This window comes from Sphingomonas sp. (assembly GCF_036387595.1).
GTDB lineage: Bacteria > Pseudomonadota > Alphaproteobacteria > Sphingomonadales > Sphingomonadaceae > Sphingomonas.
This window is the reverse complement of record NZ_DASVTL010000078.1, coordinates 40,048-60,365: the sequence shown is the minus strand read 5'-3', so window position 1 is coordinate 60,365 and position 20,318 is coordinate 40,048. Positions and strand designations below refer to the sequence as shown.

The following is a 20,318-nucleotide window of genomic DNA, read 5'->3' as shown; positions in this document are numbered from 1 at the left end:
ATATCGCGTCCGGCAAGGACTGCGAGGCGTTGGCGTCGTACCTGCCCATGCTGCTCCCCGACGAACCTATCCCTTGGACGCGGACGTCTCAATCGCACGCGGGTGCGGTGGATTGTCGTTCGATGAGGCTCAAGGCAACGTGATGGTCGGGCAGGCTCGTCAGGCTGCGGTCCTCGATCATTCCGATCAGCCGTTCGGCCGCTGCCTTCGCCATCTCGAAGAGCGGCCGACGGATGGTGGTCAGGGCGGGGCAGACCATCGACGCGATGTCGCTGTCGTCGAAGCCGGCGACCGATAGTTGGGCGGGAACCGCGATCCCCCGATCGAAAGCAGCCTTGATCGCGGCGGCCGCCATGATGTCGTTGCTGGCGAAGATCGCGGTCGGTGGCGCCGCGAGATCGAGCAGGGCGCCGGCCGCGGCATGGCCCGAGGCAAAGCCATAATCGCCCTCGCGCACATAGGCGTCGGGCAGGGGCAGGCCGTGCGCGGCTAACGCCGTGCGAAAGCCTTGCTCGCGCTCCTTGGCCGAGTGGAAATGCATCGGCCCGGTGACGATCGCGATGCGGCGGTGGCCGAGCGCGACGAGGTGATCGGCGAGCAGCGCCGTGGCATCCCGCTCGCAGCTGACAAGCGCGGCCGGATAGCCGGGCACGCGTACCGAGGCGATGCCCACTGTCGGTACGCCCAATTGCGACAACGCCATCGGGATCGAGGAGGCTTCCGAGATCGGCGGCAGCACGATCAACCCGTCGATCCGCGAGCGCCGCGCGAAATCCTCGATACTGGGCATCAGCTCGGGATGACCGAATTTGGCCGGGTGAACGACCAGCTCATATCCCTTGGCTGCGCACACCTCGACGATCCCGCGTTGCAGGACGCCGATCACGTGGGCGTTGGGATCGTCCTGGATGACGCCGATCAGGGATGAGCGCCCGAAGGCGAGCGCGCGCGCCCGGCTGCTGGGCCTGAAGCCCAGCGTCTCGATCGTCGCCTTGATCCGTTCGCGCACCTCGGCGGCGACCTTGGGCGAATCGTTGAGCACCCGCGAGACGGTTCGGATCGACACCCCCGCGGCCTCTGCGACCTGGGTGATGGTGACGGATTTGAAGCTGCTCACGCGAGAAGGATCGTCATCGTTGCTCTCCCCTGCGCCCGCTCTTAGCCGGTTTCGCGCGAGGCTCCACACGAAAGACGACCGACCTATGCCAGCGGTGGCAATTAAAGATTGACTTGGTGCCGGTCCTGGGTTGGTTAGCAAGCGGGATCATCGCGGCAAGGCGCGGGGTCGAGGGGATGTGGCATGATCGACGTCAAGCGGTGGGTGCGCTCCGAAGTCGGGCCGATCGGCCGGCTGTGTGCCGTGGCTACCGCGATCTGGCTGATGGCGGCCGCGCCTGCGCTCGCCGCCGAGTCCGGAGCAATGCCGCGTATCGTGTCACGCGACGGGCGCCATGCGCTGATCGTCGATGGCGCACCCTATCTGATGCTCGGCGCGCAGGTGAACAATTCGAGCGCCTGGCCGGCGATGCTGCCCAAGGTCTGGCCGACGATCGAGGCGCTGCACGCCAATACGGTGGAAGTGCCGATCGCATGGGAGCAGATCGAGGCGACGGAAGGGCGGTTCGACTTCTCCTTCCTGGACACGCTGTTGGCGCAGGCGCGCGCGCACAACGTGCGGCTGGTCATCCTGTGGTTCGGCACCTGGAAGAACACCGGGCCGAATTACGCGCCCGCATGGGTCAAGCTCGACAACAAGCGCTTTCCGCGGATGATGAATGCCAAGGGCGAGGTGCATTACGCGCTGTCGCCGTTCGCCAAGGCTACGCGGGATGCCGACCGGCGTGCGTTCGTCGCGCTGATGACGCACATCAAGGCGGCCGATCCGCAGCACACGATCATCATGGTGCAGCCGCAGAACGAGACCGGCACCTATGGCAGTGTGCGCGATTACGGACCTGCCGCACAGAAGCTGTTCGACGGCCCGGCCCCGGCCGCGCTGGTCGCGCGGTTGAAGGCGAAACCGGGCACCTGGCGCGAGGCGTTCGGCAAGGATGCTGACGAGTATTTCCACGCCTGGGCCATCGCGCGCTACGTCGATGCGGTGGCCGCGGCGGGCAAGGCGGTGAAGCCGCTGCCGATGTACGTCAACGCGGCGCTCAGCGATCCGTTCAAGAAGCAGGATCCGGCGACCTATTCCAGCGGTGGCCCGACCCATGACGTGATCGACGTGTGGAAGGCTGCGGCGCCGCACATCGATGCGCTGGCGCCCGACATCTACAATCGCGATGCGGCGGCCTACAACCGCTATCTCGATCTATACGGCCGGGCGGACAATCCGCTGTTCGTGCCCGAGACGGGCAACGACCGGGAATATGCGCGGTTCTTCTTCGCGCTGATCGGCCATCGCGGCTTCGGCTTCGCGCCCTTCGGCATGGATGAGACGGGCTATGCCAATTTCCCGCTCGGCGCCAAGAAGCTGGACCCAGCAACGATCCAGGTCTTCGCGCAGAATTACGCGCTGTTCGCGCCGATGGTCCGGCTCTGGGCCAAGCTGGCGTTCGCTGGCAAGACATGGGGCGCGGTGGAACCCAACGATCCCAAGGCCGATCACCAGCAGGTGATGGCGCTGGGGCGATGGCGCGCCACGGCGAGTTTCGGCCGCCCCCAGTTCGGCATGGACCCGCCCAAGGGCAATGAATATCCGTCAGGCGGGGTCGCGATCGCCGAACTGGCGCCCGACGAATATCTCGTCACCGGCTTTCACGCGCGCGTCGATTTCACCCCCGCCGATCCGGCGCGTGGCAAGATGATCTTCGACCGGGTCGAGGAGGGGCATTACGACGCCGCCGGAGCGTGGGTTTTTGAGCGCGTGTGGAATGGCGACCAGACCGATTACGGGCTGAACCTCACGTCGGCGCCACAGGTGCTCAAGGTGCGGCTTGCCACCTATCGCTGACCCCGAGCGGGCGGGCGCCGTGCGGCGACGGCTGGTCCAGGTGGCGGCGGTGATCGTGCTGGCGATGCCGGGCTTCGCGCACGAGCCGGCATCGGTGGCGTATCACTGGCGCAATGTCGCGGTCGGCGGCGGCGGGTTTGCGCCGGGCATCGTATTCAGCACCGCGGAGCGAGGTCTTGCCTATCTGCGCACCGACATGGGCGGAGCCTATCGCCGGGACGCGCGGCTAAATCGCTGGGTACCGCTGCTCGATGGCAATGCGGTGAGCAGCTACATGGGGGTGGAGAGCGTCGCCGCCCATCCGGTCGATCCCGCGATCGTCTATCTGGCAGTGGGTATGTCGTCGCGCGGTCCTGCGGCGATCATGCGATCGAGCGACCGAGGGGATCACTGGCGGGTCGTGCCCGTTCCCTTTGCGATGGGCGGAAACGAGGACGGCCGCGGGATGGGCGAGCGGCTGGCGATCGACCCGAACCGGCCAGCGACGCTGTTCTTCGGATCGCGCCATGACGGTTTGTGGCGCAGCGACGATTCGGGCGCGCGCTGGGCGAAGGTGCCGCACTTTCCCCTGAGCGGACTAGGCAAACCGCCGCGGCGCGGGACGCATGGCGGCTTGAGCTTCGTGCTGTTCGACCCAAAGCATCCCGGCCGCATCCTGGTCGCCAGCGCGGACGCGGGGCCGCGGCATCTGTTTCGCTCGGATGACGGTGGTGCGACCTGGCGGCCGATCGAAGGCGGCCCGGCAGCCTCGCTGCTCCCGGTCAAGGGGGTGATCGGCACCGATGGCGTTGCCACCATCACCTATGCCGATGGCATCGGACCCAACGGCATAACGCGGGGTGCGGTGTGGCGTCATGCGCTCGGCGACGGAACGTGGGAGGACGTGACCCCCGACAAGCGTGCCGATGCGCCACCGGGCGGCTACATGGGCGTAGCAGTGTCGGCACAGGATCCGCGCGTGATCGCGGTGAGCACGGTTGGTCGCTTTCGCCCGGTCGACACGGTCTGGCGATCGAGCAGCGGCGGGCGGCATTGGGACGAATTGTGGACCCGCAGCATACGCGATGTCGCCGCATCGCCGTTTCTGGCGCTCGACGGCAGCACCCCCGATTTCGGCCATTGGATCGCCGGGCTGGCGATCGACCCCTTCGATGCGAACCACGCAGCCTATGTCACCGGCGCGACGATGTACGCGACCAGCCAGTTCGCCACGGCGGGCACGATGCGCTGGACACCGTGGGTCCGCGGCATCGAGCAGACTGCGATCATCACGCTCGTCAGCCCCAGCGCAGGTGCGCCCCTGGTGTCGGGCTTCGGCGACATCGCGGGCTTTCGCCACGACGATCTGGCGGTCTCGCCACCCCATGTCCATCGCAACCCCTATCTCACCAATACCAACACGCTCGATTACGCCGGCCTCGCGCCTCAAATCATGGTGCGCAGCGGCAGCACGCACACGCGCGAGGTGCCCGGCGCATCGCTCGCCTGGTCCGCGGACGGTGGCGGCAGTTGGCGACCGCTCGACGCGGCACGGCTGGCGCCGCCCGGTAGCATACCCGATCCGCTCGCCACCGGCGACGCACCCGTCGTCGTCTCCGCGGATGGCGCTGTGTTTCTCGTCGGTGGCGCTGCGCCCGTGCGCACCGCCGACCGCGGACGCACTTGGCAGCGGATTGTAGGGCTGCCGGCCGGCACGCGGGTGACCGCGGACAAGGCCGATCCACGCCGCTTCTATGCGGTCGCCGGGGGCCGCATCGTCCGCAGCGACGACGGTGGTGCTAGCTTCCATGCCGTAAGCGCGCGCGGCCTGCCTGCCGATCTGTCGACGGCGGGGCGGCGCGGGCGCGAGGCTCCCGATCCGATGCGCGCGGTGGCCGGGCAGGCGCGCGCCTTGTGGCTTCACGCCGGAACCGCGCTGTACCGATCGAGCGATGCGGGCGAGCATTGGACGCGTGCGTCGGGCGACCTGGCGGTCGCACTCTACGGGCTTGGCAAGGCCGCTCCCGGCGCACGCTGGCCGGCGCTCTATGCGGTCGGCACCCGCGGTGGGCTGGAGGCGGTGTGGCGCTCGATCGACGGCGGCACGCGCTGGCAGCGGATCGACGACGACGATCATCGCTGGGGCCTGCGCTTCCGCGTGATCGAGGGCGATCCGCGGCGCTTCGGACGGGTCTATATCGGCACCGACGGGCGCGGCATCCTTTACGGCGACGCAAGAGTTTCACAGACGGGGAAGACACGATGATCGGCAAGACCTTGGCGGCGCTCGCGCTGCTGGCGACGACCAGTGGCGCCATCGCGCAGGGATCCACCGCCATACCCTCGATCGCGACGCGTGACGGGCGGCATGCGCTGATCGTTGACGGCGCGCCGTTCCTGATGCTGGGCGCGCAGGCGAACAATTCGAGCAACTATCCATGGGCCTTGCCGATGGTGTGGCCGGTGCTCGACCGCATCCATGCGAATACGCTGGAGATGCCGGTCGCCTGGCAGCAGGTCGAGCCGGTGGAGGGGCGTTTCGACTTCGCCTGGGTACAGACCCTGCTGACCCAGGCGCGCGCGCACGACAAGCGGCTGGTGCTTTTGTGGTTCGGCACTTGGAAGAACACCAACGCCAATTACGCCCCCGATTGGGTGCGCATGGACAACCGGCGCTTCCCGCGGATGAAGACGCCCGAGGGCAAGGATCATTACGTCCTATCGCCGATGCACCGCAGCACGCTGGAGGCGGACAAGCGGGCCTTCGTGGCGTTGATGACGTATCTGAAGGCGCACGATCCGCAGAACACCGTCATCATGGTGCAGGTGGAGAACGAGACCGGCAGCTATGGCAACCCGCGCGATTACAGCGCGGACGCGACGCGGCTGTTCGCTGGGCAGCTTCCGGCGATACTTGCCAGGAAGACGGGTAAATCCGGCAGCTGGTCGCAAGCGTTCGGCGCGCAGGCGGACCGCGCCTTCAACACCTGGCACGTCGCATCCTATGTCGGGGAGATCGCGGCGGCGGGCAAGGCGATCAAGCCGGTGCCGATGTACGCCAATGCCTCGCTATCGGGTGCGTTCAACGTGCCCGATCCAAAGGGGGTCGCGAGCGGGGGGCCGCAGCCCGACGTCATCGACATATGGAAGGCGGCGGCGCCCGCGATCGACCTGGTCGCGCCCGACATCTACGAGGCCAAGAGCAGCGAGGTGATCGAATATCTGCGCCGCTACGCCCGCGCGGACAATGCGCTGATGGTGCCCGAGATCGGCAACGCGGCCAAGTTCGCGCGCTATGCCCATGCGGCGATCGGGAAGGGCGCGATCGGTTTCGCCCCCTTCGGCATGGACGACACGGGCTATTACAACTTTCCGCTGGGCGGCGGGCCGCTGGATGCGGAGATCGTCGAGGCCTTCGCATCCAAATATGCGCCGTTTGCCGGCATGCAGCGGGCGTGGGCGCGGATCGCGTTCGAACACCCGACCTGGGGCCTGGCCAAGCCTGACGACGGCGCTTCGCAAACGGTGACCGCGGGCGACTGGACCATCGTCGCCAGCTATGGCCAATGGCAGTTCGGCAGCAAGGATTCGGCCTGGCTGAAGGCGCCCCCGACGCCGTGGAACGACCAGCCGGTCGGCGGCGGGGTGATCGCGCAATTGTCGGCGGACGAGTTCCTCGTCACTGGCGACCATGTCCGTTTCGACTTCGCCGCTGCCAAGGGCGGCTCCCCGAACGGCATGGTGCTGCGCGTCGAGCAGGGCCATTACGATGGCGAACGCTGGATCGTGGATCGGTTGTGGAATGGCGACCAGACCGATTACGGGCTGAACTTCATCGACAAGCCCGTCTGGCTGAAGGTGGTCATGGCACGATATCGGTGATCGGCTCGGTAGTTACCGAAGCCGGTGCGAGCCCAGCAATGGGGGCTGTCACGCCACACCCACCCACCTTTTGTCAGACTTATTTTGGGCGGCAGGCAAGAGGCCACTTGCTTAACGAACCGTGTATGCTAGCGTTGGCACCATAGAGAATGAACGGTGTCGGCGAACAGGCGCCGGCGGTGAATGTCGGGGCGGAACGTAGCGAGCGGCGCAATGCCGCCGCCCGGGCCGCCACCGCGGCAGACAAAAGGGGAGAGGGTATGTTTGATCGTTCGTGGGTGCGCCGGTCCGGTGCGGGGCTGAAGTATCGCGTGGGCGTGTCGCTGTTGGCGATCAGCGCGATGGGGTGCGGCGCGGTGCCGGCGATGGCGCAGGAATCGACCGGTACGATCCCGCAGACACCGCCTTCCATCGAAAACCCCGAAAGCGACGAAGGCAAGGCCGACGACGTCATCGTGACCGCCCGCCGCGCGGCGATCGAATCGGCAATCCGGCGGAAGGAAAATTCCGACACGATCATCGATTCTGTTCTGGCCGACGATGCGGGAAAGCTGCCCGACAACAGCATCACCGAAGTGCTTCAGCGCGTCGCTGGCGTGACGATCGTCCGCTTCGATGCGCTCGGCGACCCGGATCACTTTTCAGCGCAGGGTTCGGGCATTCAGGTGCGCGGCCTCTCGGGCGTCGCCGGGCGCCTGAACGGGCGCGAGATCTTCAGCGCGAGCGGCGGCCGGGGGCTGAGCTTCGGCGACGTGACGCCCGAACTGATGGCTGCGGTCGACGTCTACAAGGCTTCCACCGCCGATCTCGTCGAGGGCGGCACCGGCGGGCAGATCGACCTGCGCACCAAGATGCCGTTCGATTACCGCGAGTTCACGGTTCAGGGATCGCTCAACGGCAGCTACGGCGACCTGCGCAAGAAGGTGAGCTACGGCGCTTCCGTCCTGGCGACCGGACGCGTGGAAACCGGCATCGGCGAGTTCGGCCTGCTGGTCGACATTGCGCGCAACGAATTCCTGCAGCTTTCGCATTTTCTGCGCACCGAGCCCTATTACAAAACCCGCATCGGTGCGGCCGATTACTTCATCCCCGGCGGCTTCACCTACGGCGACCAGGATTACGAGCGCAGCCGCACCGGCCTGTACGCCGCACTGCAATGGCGGCCGGTCGACACGCTGACGATCAGCCAGACGTTCTTCCAGTCGAAATACGAGGAGGAAAGTTTCGGACACGGCGTGTTCGTCACGTCCAAGGTGCTGCGTGCTGATCCCGCCACGAGTCAGTTCGATAGCAACAACGGACTGATCTCCAGCCCCAATCTGTTCCTTTCCGCGCCGACGACCTTCTTGCCGGTGACGGGTACGATCACCGCCGGCGGCAATACCGGCTTTTCGGCAGGCACCAGCAAGACCACCGATTGGTCGACTGCGGTCGATTGGCAGGCGTCGGATCGCATGCGCATCCGCGCGGCGTTTCAATACGTCAAATCGACATCGACGCGGCAATCCTACGATCTGTTTCCCGCGATCCCTTATCCGGGCAATTTCGCAATCGACCTGAGCGGCAAGTTCCCCGAAGTGACGCTGCCCGCCAGTTCGCTGGCCGGGTTCGACGATCCCGCCCGTTACATGTGGAACGCATCGCAGGACCATCTGGAGGACAATCGCGGGACTTTGTACTCGGGCAACGTCGATTTCGAATATGATCTGTCCGACGACGGCTTCTTCCGCACCTTCAAGACCGGTATGCGCTACGCCGACCGCAGCGAGCGGGACAACAATTCGGGCTACAATTGGCAGGCGTTCGGCCAAGGCTGGAACGGCTCACCCGCAACCTTCTTCTCCGGCGCGGCGGCGGGCGAGTATAACAAGTTCGTCTTCGAGAATTTCTTTCGCGGCCAGGCCAATCTGCCTACCAGCCTGTTGCTTCCGTCCGACGCGGCGGCCAAGCGGTTCGACGTCGCGGGCGATCATGTCCGTTACGGCAACCGCATTCCTGCCGACAGCTTCGGCCCGCTCGATCTGACGTCCAGCCGCAGCAACTCGATGTCCGCCTATGCGCTGGTGCGTTTCCAGGAAGGCGACGCTTTCTTGGGCGTGCCCGTTCAGGGCAATGTCGGCGCGCGGTTCATCAGCAACAAGAACCAGAGCAACGGCTTCTTCCAGCAGAACACCAGCACGTTCCAGCGTAACGGCGTGATCGTCACCTTGCCGACGGTCGGCGCGCCGCGCGCCGGCAGCCGGACCTACGAACGGCTGTTGCCCTCGGTCAACGTCCAGCTGCTGCCCGATCCCACGGTCCATATCCGCGCCGGCTACAACATCACGCTCGACAACCCGAGCTTCACGGCGCTGCGTGCGGCAGGCTCGCTCAGCATCAGGACGACGGGCGGCGGCGGCGGAGCGCCGGGCATCTTCGACGGCTTCACCACCGATGCGGGCAATCCCAGGCTCAAGCCGTTGATCTCGAACAATCTCGATCTGTCGGCGGAATGGTATCCCAAGGGCGGCACCGCGCTCCATGTCTCGCTCTTCCACAAGACGCTCGAAAACGTGCTGATCTACGGCTCCAGCAACCAGCAGGTCGATGTGACCCTGGCGGGCGGCGTGATCTCGCGCGAGACGGTGCAGTCGACCAACATCTTCAACGCGACCGAGAACGCCAAGATCAAGGGCGTAGAGGCGGGTTTCCGGACCTTCTTCGACATGCTGCCCGGCGTGCTGTCCGGGTTCGGGGTGGAGGCCAATTACACCTTCATCGACAGCAAGAATCCCGGCGACAGCTATATCGACATCAACGGCGTCCGACGCGCCGACGTGCCGCTGACCGGATTGTCGAAGAATACGTTCAACGTCACCGGTCTGTATGAAAAGGGCAAGGTTTCCGCGCGGCTCGCTTACTCGTGGCGCAGCCGGTATCTGATGACCACGAACTCCAACGGCACCAACGGCGACTACGTCTATTACAAGGCACCGACGCCGGGAACGACCAATTGCAGTGCGACGGCTCCGGTCAATCCGTTCTGCCAATTCACCGACATTTCGTTGCCGATCTATTCGGAGCCTTACGGGTCGCTCGACGCAGGCTTCACATTCCGCTTCTCGAAGAATATCTCGGCTTCGATCCAGGGCAGCAATCTGCTGAACGAGGTCGCGAAGACGTCGATGGGGGGCTATGACAATGGGCAACGCTATATCCGCAGCTGGTTCGTGTCGGACCGGCGGATCGACGGCAGCATCAGGTTCTCCTTCTGACGGATGAGTGACCCGCGCAAACAGATCGTCATCGTCGGCGGGGGAACGGCGGGGTGGCTGACGGCATGCTACCTCGCCCGGACCCTCGCCACCGGGGCGCCGGGCGGGGTGGCGATCACGCTGGTGGAATCGGCGGACATCGGCATTCTGGGGGTAGGGGAGGGCACCTTCCCCACCATCCGCAAGACGCTGCGCCGCATCGGCATCGACGAGGCGGAACTGGTCCGCCGCTGCGGCGCCACGTTCAAGCAGGGCGCCAAGTTCGCGCATTGGCGGCATACTCCCGGAACCCGCGGGCAAGACCATTATCTCCACGCCTTTCAGGTCGCCAGCGACCCGAGCGGCCTAGACCTGCTGCCCTATTGGCTGCTCGGCGTCGGCGGCGAGGCGAATTGGGACGAGGTCAACACGCCGCAGAAGCGCGTCGCCGATGCGGGGCGCGCACCCAAGCTGGCGAGCCATGACGATTATGTCGGCCCGCTGAACTACGCCTTTCATTTCGATGCGGTGGCACTGTCGCATCTGCTGCGCGGAACCGGCGAGAAGCTGGGCGTGCGGCGGATCGTCGATACGGTGGACGAGGTGCGCCTTGCCGAGGACGGCGCGATCGCCGCGCTGGAGACGCGTGCGAACGGCACGCTGACAGCCGATCTGTATATCGACTGCACCGGGTTTCGCGCCGCGCTGATCGGCCAGGCGATGGGGGTTCCGTACAAATCCTGCCGCGACGTGCTGTTCTGCGACAGCGCGCTGGCGATCCAGCTTCCTTACGAACGCGCCGACAGTCCGATCGCGTCCTACACCATCTCGACCGCGCAGGAGGCCGGGTGGACATGGGACATCGGCTTGGAGACGCGCCGGGGCATCGGCCACGTCTTTTCCTCCGCGCACAGCAGCGATGCGCGTGCCGAGGAGGTGCTGCGCGACTATTGCGGCGCGGGGGCGGAAGGAGTCGAGGTCCGCAAGTTCCGCTTCGAGGCGGGTTACCGCGAGACCAACTGGGTCAAGAACTGCGTCGCCATCGGCCTGTCGAGCGGCTTCTTCGAGCCGCTAGAGGCGACCGGCATCGTCTTTACCGAGGTCGCCGCGGTCAAGCTGGCCACGTTGTTTCCTTGGGGGGACGATCACGAAGCGTCGGCACGGCAATTCAACGCGATGATGCTGAAGCGCTACGAGCGCGCACGCGATTTCATCAAGCTGCATTACAACATCACCGAGCGCCGCGATTCCGACTTCTGGCGCGACAATGCCGATCCCGCGACGACGCCGGATTCGCTCCACGAACTGCTCGACCGCTGGCGTTTCCGCGCGCCCGACGCGATCGACATCGACCCCAATGTCGACATCTTCGCCGAGGCAAGCTGGCAATATGTCCTCTACGGCATGGGCTATCGCACCGATCTGCGCCCGCAGGCCGGCACGTTCCGCTATCACGACGAGGCGCGCGCCGCCTTTGCGGACGTGCGCCGCCAGGCCGATTTCGCGTGCCGGACGTTGCCGACCAACCGCGAACTGGTGAACGCGGCGCATCGCGGCTGCTTCGGCGCGCGGCGGTGAACCACGGGGCGGAGATGCCGGACGACGCGATCCGCCAGATCGTGATTGTCGGGGGCGGCACCGCGGGGTGGATGGCCGCTGCGGCCCTGTCTCGGCTCTGTGCGGATGGCCGGGTCGGCATCACGCTGGTGGAATCCGACGAGATTGGCACGGTCGGCGTGGGCGAGGCGACGATTCCGACCTTGCGCACCTTCAATGCGATGTTGGGACTCGACGAGGACGATTTCGTCCGCGCGACGCAGGGCACGTTCAAGCTGGGGATCGAATTCGTCGGCTGGGGGCGGGCGGGCGACCGCTATCTCCACCCCTTCGGCACCGCCGGCCGTGATCTCCAGGCGATCCGTTTCCACCAATTCTGGCTCGCCATGCGGCAGAACCCGGCGACCGCGGCCGCCGCAGGCGTGCTCGACGATTACAATCTGACCGCCCGCGCCGCGCATCTCGGGCGGTTCGCCAGGCCCGACGCCGATCCGGGGACTGTTCTCTCGACTCTAGGCTATGCCTTCCACTTCGATGCCGGACTCTACGCGCGCTATCTCCGGACCTACGCCGAGGCGCGCGGCGTCACGCGCGTCGAGGGCCGCGTCATCGACGTGCGCCGCGGCGATGTTGCCGATCGGATCGCGGGCATCACGCTGGACGATGGCCGGGCGATCGACGGCGAGCTGTTCGTCGATTGCTCGGGTTTTCGCGGTTTGCTGATCGAGCAATGCCTGGGCGCGGGCTATGAGGACTGGAGCCGCTGGCTGCCGTGCGACCGCGCCATCGCGGTGCCCTGCGCCAGCGTCGAGCCGCCGCGCCCATACACCCGCGCCACCGCCGACGCAGCGGGCTGGCGCTGGCGCATCCCGCTCCAGCACCGCGTCGGCAACGGCTATGTCTACGCCAGCGCACATATCGACGACGGAGAGGCGGAGCGCGCCCTGCTCGCCGGGCTGGACGGGGCGCCGCTGGCCGATCCGCGCCGCCTTTCCTTCACCGCGGGACGCCGCAAGCGTGCCTGGGTCGGCAATTGCGTGAGCATCGGCCTGGCGGCAGGGTTCATCGAGCCGCTGGAATCGACCAGCATACACCTCATCCAGACCGGCATCGCGCGGCTGCTGGCCCTGTTCCCCGACCGCGGCTTCGGCCATGCCGAGACGGACCAGTACAATCGCATGACCGCGCTCGAATACGAGCAGGTTCGCGACTTCATCATCCTGCATTACAAGGCCACCGAGCGCGATGACACGCCCTTCTGGCGCCGCTGCCGCGACATGGACGTGCCCGACACGCTGGGCACGAAGATGGAGTTGTTTCGATCGGCCGGGCGGGTGTTCCGGCAGGACGACGACCTGTTCACGCTCGACAGCTGGGTGGCGGTGATGCTGGGGCAAAACATCATGCCCACGCGGCACGATCCGCTGGTAGACAGCCTGGCTGCGGACGGGCGCGAGCGGTTCCTGGCCCATCTGCGCGACGTCGTCGGGCGCACCGCGCGCGCGATGCCGACGCACGCGGCCTTCATTGCGCAGCATTGCAAGGCGGCATGACCGGCGGAGTAGGAGTGACGATGCGCGCGTTGTGGATGGCCCTGACGGCATTGGCGTTTATCGCGCAGCCCGTCGCTGCGCAGCATGCCGCGCTGGAAACCCGGCGTCTGATGCTGTCCGGCACCGGCCCTGACGATGCGGTGCCGTGGGACTTCACGATCGACGGTGATCGCCGCGCGGGGGAGAAAGCGACGATCCCGGTGCCATCCAACTGGCAGCAGCAGGGGTTCGGCGCCTATCAATACGGCAACGAGAACCCCGCGCGACGCAAGAATACCGGCCATTACAGCCGCCATTTCACCATTCCGGCGGGCTGGAAGGACCAGCGTATCCGGCTGGTGTTTGACGGGGTGATGACCGACACGCGCGTGAGCGTGAACGGCGTGCCCGCCGGGCCGTTGCATCAGGGCGGCTTCTACCGTTTCGCTTTTGACGTGACCAAGCTCGTCAAGGTGGGCGGCGACAACATCGTCGAGGTCGATGTTTCCGAAGCTTCCGCCGATCCCGACACCAACCGCGCCGAGCGGTTTTCCGATTATTGGGTCTTCGGCGGCATCTTCCGCCCGGTATGGCTCGAAGCGACCCCGATGCAAGCGATCGCGCACACGGCAATCGACGCGCGCGCCGACGGCACGCTGACCGCCGACGTGACGCTCGCCGCGCCACGGGAGGTGAGCCGCGTAACGGCGCAGGTGAGCGATGCAGCCGGCAAGCCGGTGGGCGAACCCTTTGCGGTCCCGATCCCGCGCGGCGGCACGGGACGCGTGCGGCTTGCCGGGCAGATCGCCGCGCCCAAGCTGTGGACGGCGGAGACGCCGCATCTCTACGATCTGACGCTGACCCTGTACCAGGGCGACCGCGCAGTCCACCGCACCGTCGAGCGCTTCGGCTTCCGCACGTTCGAAGTGCGCGCCGGGCAGGGGCTGTACCTCAACGGGCAGCGCGTGCTGCTCAAGGGCATCAACCGCCACAGCTTCCGCCCCGACACGGCGCGCGCGCTGACGGCAAAGGACAATGTCGATGACGTCCGCCTGATCCGTTCGATGAACATGAATGCGGTACGCATGTCGCATTATCCGCCGGACGAATCCTTCCTGAAGGCGGCGGATGAACTGGGACTCTACGTCATCGACGAACTGAGCGGGTGGCAGCACGCGCATGGCACCGAGATCGGCCGCCGGCTGGTGCGCGAGATGATCGAGCGCGACGTCAATCATCCCAGCATCATTCTCTGGGACAATGGCAACGAAGGCGGCTGGAACCGCGAACTGGACGGCGATTTCGCGCTCTACGATCCGCAAGGTCGCAAGGTCATGCACCCGTGGGAGCTGCACGACGGCATCGATACCAAACATTATCCTCCCTTTCCCGACGTCGAGCGGCGATTGGCCGGACCCGATCTGTTCATGCCGACCGAATTTTTGCATGGTCTGTTCGATGGCGGCGCCGGTGCAGGGCTAGAGGATTATTGGCGCGCCATCGCCACTTCGCCCAAAGGTGCCGGTGGCTTCCTCTGGGTCTTTGCCGACGAAGGCATCGCGCGTACCGATCGCGGCGGACGGATCGACAATTTCGCGAGCAACGCGCCCGATGGCGTGGTCGGCGCACGGCACGAGAAGGAGCCAAGCTATTATACGATCCGCGATCTCTGGTCGCCGGTGCAGATCGCGACCCCGGTCCTCGATGCACGCTTCGACGGGGCGTTGACGGTAACCAACGGGTACGATTTCACGCCGCTCGATCAGGTTCGCTTCGACTGGAAGCTGATCCGCTTCGCCAAGCCGGGCGCGCGCGAGGCAACGCCGAAGATACTGGGGCGGGGCAGCGTCAACGGCCCCGCCGTCGCGCCGCATGCGACCGGGACGATCCGCGTGCCGCTTCCGGCCGACTGGCGGCGTGCCGACGCCTTGACCTTGTCTGCCAGCAAAGGCGGCGACGCATTACTGACGTGGACCTGGCCGATCGCAGACGCTCCGGCCGCCGCCGCGGGGCGGGCGATGGGTACGCCCGCCGTCAGCCGCACGGCCGATGCGATCACGCTGTCGGCAGGCGGCGTGACCGCGCGGTTCGATCCGCACACCGGGCTGCTTCGCGCGGTGACGCGGGGCGCGGGGAGCATGGCGCTCGGCAACGGGCCAAGGCTGGTCGCCGTGCATCCAAAGTCGAAGGAAGAACCGCGCTGGACCCCAACCGCTGCCGATGACGGACAGGTCTTCCGGCCGGCGGGGCCGGTGATGGCCAATATCGCCGAGGTTAAGCTCACGTTGAACCCCGGCGACAGCTGGAGCCGATTGACGCTGGCGGTGTCCGACGGTCGCGCTTGGAAGACCGTGTACGCGGGCGCGCACGGCGGCGGCGATGGCGACCGCTTCATCCTGCCGCCGATGACGGTCGCCGCGGTCAGGGTCGTGGATCCGCGCGGGTCGGGCGACCGTCCGATCAAGGTGGCATCGGTTCGGCTGGGATATGAGCCTGCTCGATTCCCCGCGAAGCCCGCACCGCCGATCATCGTTCGCACCGGGACGGATCGGGACGCTGCGACGGGCCGTGCCCAGGCGTGGCTGGAGGCGCCTGGTGCGGGCGGGCTGGACATGGTCCGCTGGACGCTGCGTGCCGACGGCACGCTGGCGATGGACTATGGCTATTCGCTGACCGGCGCCGTCCTCTATCACGGCGTCACCTTCGACGCGCCACTGGCCGAGGTCGGGACGGTGCGCGCGCTGCTGGAGGGGCCGTCGCCGGTCTGGCAGAACCGGCTGCGGGGCACGATGCTCGGGGTGCACGAGATCGCGGCCGCCGGTTCCTCGACGCTGCCAGCGCCCGCGCATGCCGGCTATTTCGCGGGCCTGCGCTGGGTTCGGCTGGCGGGGCGGGGCGGTGATTGGGTCGTCGCCAGCGACACTCCCGATTACCTGCGCCTTGGGACGAGGCTGGACGACCACCCGATGACGTCGGTGGACTTTCCCGCGGGCGATCTGTCGTTCCTCAAGGCCATCCCTGCGATCGGGTCGAAGTTCATCGCGCCCGAGGACTCCGGCCCCAGCGGCAAGCCGGCGCAGGCTACGGGCGCCTATCGTGGGCGGCTGACCTTTGCCTGGTCGCGCGACTGATCCTTATTCGGGAAAGGTTCGCATATGGGTGCGGACCAGCGCGCCGGAGGTCGTGAGCGCCGACGGTGACCAGCCGCCGCGTGGCGAGGCGCCGGGCCGCAGCGCCGCCGACGCCTCGTCCTTGTCGGCGATCGACCAGTTCATCTGGCTGATGCCGTTCGCATCGCACCAATCCCACCACCGCCGGGTCTCCGCTGCGTCGATCGGCGCATCGCCGTCCGCCGCGGTGGTGCCGTATTCGGTGACGAACAGCGCCGCACCCCGGCGCATTGCCGCGTCGGCCTTCGCGCGCAGTCCTGCTCCGTGGGTCGCCGCGTAATAATGGAGCGTGTAGGCGACGTCGGATAGCGGCAGCGGATCGGCGGCGGCTTCGTCCACGTCCTGCGACCAGCTGCGCGTGCCCGCCACGACGAAGGCACCCGGATCTTCGCGGCGAATCGCGGCGATCACGCGGGCATGATAGGGTTTGATGACATCCGCCCAGCCGTATTTTGGCAGCGGCTCGTTCCACGTTTCGTAGATGATGTTGGGCACGCCGCGATAGCGGCTGGCGATGTGCGTGAAGAAGCGGATCGCCTCTTCGGGCATCGGATCGTGCGCGTGCCAATCGACCAGCACGTACACGCCCTCGGCGACCGCCGCGTCGATGACCTGTTCCGCGCGTCGCGTCTCTGCCGCGGGGTCTTTGATATAGCCGCCACTCGCGGCGGCGATCGCGGCGCGGATCGCGGCCGCGTGCCAATCGCGCTTGAGCCACGCGATCGCATCACGGTTGTAGAAGGCGGGCTGCCACTGGCTCCAGAAGAGCGAATTGCCGCGCAGCGTCACCGGATTGCCGTGCGCATCCACCACCCGGTTGCCGCGGACGTGGAGGTGCCCATGCCGCGCGACGATGCTGGCGGCCGGCGCGGTCTGCGGCGCGGCGCGCCGTATGATCGGCGTGGGAGCCGATGCGCCGAGCAGCGCGAGCAGGACCAGCGCGCGCGCCGTCCGCCTCATTGCGCCCTGCCGATGACGCGGATCAGCGGCGCAAGCGCCTGGCCCGTCGGCAACTTGCCCGACGCGGTTAGCCGTCCGGCGGCATCGTCCCAGCGCAACGTCGCGCGCGTGCCGCCGCCGTTGCGATAGGCGTTGGTTACCCCGTCGTCGTCATAGAGCGTGAACTGCGCATCGCGCCCAGGATAGACGCGAACGCTCTCCAGCAACTGCTTGGTTGCGGTGTTTGGCACCGGCGCGCCCATCGGCACGATCGACCCGGCACGCACGAACAGCGGTATGCGGTCGATCGGGGCCGCCGCGACGATCGTCTGGCCGCCGGTGTAGCGCTGCTCGGTCCAGTAATCGTACCAGTCGCTGCCCGCCGGCAGATAGACCGAGCGGCTCGTCACTCCCTGCTCGGTCACCGGCGCGACCAGGAAGGCGGGGCCGTACATATATTGATCGCCCAGGTCCGAGACCTTGGGGTCGTTCGGGAAGTCCATGAACAGCGCGCGCATGAACGGGGCGCCGTTCTCGTATGTCCGGTGGGCCAGCGCATAGGTGTAGGGAATCAGTGCGTAGCGCAGCTTCAGGAAGCCCGCGAGTACGGGTTCGGCAGCCTTGCCATATTCCCAGATCGCGGTGCCCGGACGCTGGCCGTGGATGCGCAATGTCGGCGTGAAGCTGTTGTAGGCGAACCAGCGCGCGAACAGTTCGGGATAGTCGCGATAGGCGGGGGCCATGGCGGTCGCGCCCGCGGGATCGAGCAGCACCGGGCGCTCCGCCTTCGGGCCATTCGGCCATTGCCAGCCGCCGGTGTCGCTGCTCCAATAGGCCAGCCCCGACGCGGTGAAGTTCAGCCCCGTCGGCACCTGACGCCGCAGCGCTTCCCACGTGGCCTGGACGTCCGACGACCAGAACAGCGAGCCGTTGCGCTGTGCGCCAAGATAGGCCGCGCGCGCGAGGATCAGGTTGCGCACCGTCGGTCGGTCCCGCGCCGCCCCTTCCGCCACGCTCATCGGATGCACCAGCGGGTAGAGATTGTGGAAACGATCGCCCGAACCGATCGAATAGAAATAACCGTCGGGAACCAGGTCCGGCTCGGTTTCGTCCAGCCAGGTGTAATCGAAGCCCTGACTCAGGATGTTGTCGCGGATCTTGTCCCAGAACCAGCCGCGCGCGTCCGCGTTCGTCGAATCGAGCAGCGCGCCCGCGCGATCGGATCGGATCGCCAGGCCGTCGACGACCGCGCCCTCCTTGTCCTTCAGCAGCCAGCCCTTCGATTCCAGGTGATCGAAATAGCGCGACTCACGCTCGAACCGCGGCCAGACGCTGATGATCGAATGCAGCCCGCGCGCGTGCAGCGCGTCGTTCATGCCTTTGGGATCGGGGAAATAGGTCCGGTCGATGTCGATCTGGCCCATCCGTGTCCAGTAGAACCAGTCGAGCACCATGATGTCGAGCGGGTAGCCGCGCGTGCGATACCCGTCGGCGATGCCCATGAGTTCGGCCTGGCTCTCGTAGCGCGCCTTCGACTGGATCAGCCCGAACGCGGCCTTGGGCGGCAGCGGGGTGGCGCCGGTCAGTCTGGCATAGCCCGCATAGATATCGTCGGTCGTCGCGCCGGCGATGACGAAAAAGGACACGCGCTCGCCGACCTGGCTCTGCCAGCGGGTCGATCCGTGCAGTCCGGGGGACACGATCGTCGCGGACGGATTGTCCCAGACGATGCCGTACCCCTTGTTGGTGACCAGGAACGGCACGCACACCGTCTCGCCGGCGGGCGCGTCGTAATTGTGGCGGCAGTCGATCGTGCGCCCGCGCAGGTCCAGCTTGCCCTCCTGGTTCTGGCCCAGGCCGTAATAATGCTCGTCCGCGGGCGAGGCGAAGCTCGCGCCGACGCGAAACGTCTTCTCGCCGTTGACGGTCTGCGGCGCCATCTCCCACCCCGTCATTTCCGCCAGCGTCCGGCCATCGGGGGTGCGGACGCTGAGGCTGACGCCGGGCAGCGACGGCGCGAAATAGCGCTCCATCTGGCTCGGCGCTTTCGGCCACGGCTTGGCATCGACCGTCAGCGTCAGCGCGGCGGATGCGAACACGTCGCCCGAAGCATCGGTGCGATGCGTCCAGCCGGCGTCATCCGGCTTGCCGCTCACCCCATAGCCTGCCGGCGCGTCCGCCTGCGCGCGATCGAGCGCGATCGTCACGCGCACGATGTTGGGGGCATAGGGTTCGACCGCGACGATGCTGCCGTGACGATCCACGGTGGCGAGCGGTTCGGCATAAGCGAGCGATGGGATACCGAGAGCCGCAGTGGCGGTCAGGGCGCGATAGAGGAGGCGGTGGATCATACCGCAATCCTTCCATGCCAGCGCTAGCATGTCCAGCCCATCGCTTCCCGTTCGTGGGTTTCAGTCACGAGGAAGGAGGAGCATCCTGCTCGGCCAGCGCAAAGATGCGACGCATCTCCACCCATTTCTCCCCCGGCGCGGCGTGAGGCAAGGCTTGCTGATAGCGCCACATCCTGTGTTCCCAGCGATCGACAGCCGCCTGCGCCTCGGCACTGCGGGGTCTCGGGAAATCGTCAGCGACCTCGGCGATCATGAAGCAGCGATCGCCCGTCCGCCAGATCTCCATATCGCCAAAGCCGCTCGCACGAATGTCGGCGATGATTTCGGGCCAGACGGCGCGTGGCGCGTGCAACGCCTCATATTCCTCGATCAGGTCGGCATCGTCGACCAGGTCGAGCGCGAAGCAGCGGCGGTGGCTCATCTCGGCAGACTCCATTGGATTTCTCAGACGCTACCGCGCGACGCCGGTCGGAGGCCAGCCTTCATGGCACGGCGACAAGGCGCAGGCGCCCGCGAGGGTCGGTGAAAGCAAGGCGCGGAGCCGGGTCGCGCGGGGTCGATCCCCGCTTCCCGCCGAAAAGATGTTGGTCGGCGAGCTAACCACCTCGGGTCGCGTCCACGCGGCAGCGCTCGGGCGCCGCGCGAGGCGAACCGGTTCGATCTCCAGGTGAAATATGCCGGACTCGTCGCTATGGCGCAGGTGCTGCCGCTGCTCGCGC

11 protein-coding genes are annotated in these 20,318 nt (G+C 66.8%); 7 read left to right on the top strand and 4 right to left on the bottom strand.

Annotation, left to right across the window (positions count from 1 at the left end; translation table 11 throughout):
- Window positions 1–88: 88 nt before the first annotated feature.
- On the bottom strand, window positions 89–1,117 hold the full coding sequence (locus tag VF643_RS08105) for a LacI family DNA-binding transcriptional regulator (RefSeq protein WP_331042876.1): 1,029 nt from the start codon (window positions 1,115–1,117) through the stop codon (window positions 89–91).
- Window positions 1,118–1,381: 264 nt separating this feature from the next.
- On the opposite strand from VF643_RS08105, the gene VF643_RS08100 reads away from it, so the two are divergent.
- The 7 genes from VF643_RS08100 (at window position 1,382) to VF643_RS08070 (ending at window position 16,270) form a co-directional block, all read left to right on the top strand.
- On the top strand, window positions 1,382–2,956 hold the full coding sequence (locus VF643_RS08100; RefSeq protein ID WP_414713827.1) for a DUF5597 domain-containing protein: 1,575 nt from the start codon (window positions 1,382–1,384) through the stop codon (window positions 2,954–2,956).
- Window positions 2,940–5,201 carry a hypothetical protein gene (locus VF643_RS08095; protein ID WP_331042874.1) on the top strand — a complete coding sequence of 754 codons (2,262 nt, stop codon included), beginning with the start codon at window positions 2,940–2,942 and terminating at the stop codon, window positions 5,199–5,201. The genes VF643_RS08100 and VF643_RS08095 overlap by 17 nt, the downstream gene beginning before the upstream one ends.
- Window positions 5,198–6,817, top strand: coding sequence for a DUF5597 domain-containing protein (locus VF643_RS08090; RefSeq protein WP_331042873.1), 1,620 nt, complete (start codon window positions 5,198–5,200; stop codon window positions 6,815–6,817). Before VF643_RS08095 ends, VF643_RS08090 begins: the two co-directional genes overlap by 4 nt.
- A 260-nt stretch (window positions 6,818–7,077) precedes the next feature.
- Window positions 7,078–10,071 carry a TonB-dependent receptor gene (locus VF643_RS08085; protein WP_331042872.1) on the top strand — a complete coding sequence of 998 codons (2,994 nt, stop codon included), beginning with the start codon at window positions 7,078–7,080 and terminating at the stop codon, window positions 10,069–10,071.
- Window positions 10,072–10,074: 3 nt separating this feature from the next.
- Entirely contained in the window at window positions 10,075–11,628 is a 1,554-nt protein-coding gene (locus VF643_RS08080; RefSeq protein WP_331042871.1) for a tryptophan halogenase family protein, read from the top strand.
- Window positions 11,625–13,160 carry a tryptophan halogenase family protein gene (locus VF643_RS08075; protein ID WP_331042870.1) on the top strand — a complete coding sequence of 512 codons (1,536 nt, stop codon included), beginning with the start codon at window positions 11,625–11,627 and terminating at the stop codon, window positions 13,158–13,160. The genes VF643_RS08080 and VF643_RS08075 overlap by 4 nt, the downstream gene beginning before the upstream one ends.
- A complete protein-coding gene (locus VF643_RS08070) occupies window positions 13,157–16,270 on the top strand; it encodes a glycoside hydrolase family 2 TIM barrel-domain containing protein (protein ID WP_331042869.1) in 3,114 nt (1,037 codons plus the stop codon). Before VF643_RS08075 ends, VF643_RS08070 begins: the two co-directional genes overlap by 4 nt.
- Before the next feature lie 3 nt (window positions 16,271–16,273).
- Here VF643_RS08070 and VF643_RS08065 read toward each other — a convergent pair whose 3' ends face one another.
- The 3 genes from VF643_RS08065 to VF643_RS08055 form a co-directional block, all read right to left on the bottom strand.
- On the bottom strand, window positions 16,274–17,269 hold the full coding sequence (locus tag VF643_RS08065) for a glycoside hydrolase family 5 protein (RefSeq protein WP_331042868.1): 996 nt from the start codon (window positions 17,267–17,269) through the stop codon (window positions 16,274–16,276).
- Entirely contained in the window at window positions 17,266–19,599 is a 2,334-nt protein-coding gene (locus VF643_RS08060) for a glycoside hydrolase family 31 protein (RefSeq protein WP_331042867.1), read from the bottom strand. The genes VF643_RS08065 and VF643_RS08060 overlap by 4 nt, the downstream gene beginning before the upstream one ends.
- A gap of 64 nt (window positions 19,600–19,663) precedes the next feature.
- On the bottom strand, window positions 19,664–20,020 hold the full coding sequence (locus tag VF643_RS08055; protein WP_331042866.1) for an L-rhamnose mutarotase: 357 nt from the start codon (window positions 20,018–20,020) through the stop codon (window positions 19,664–19,666).
- Between the last annotated feature and the right edge of the window lie 298 nt (window positions 20,021–20,318).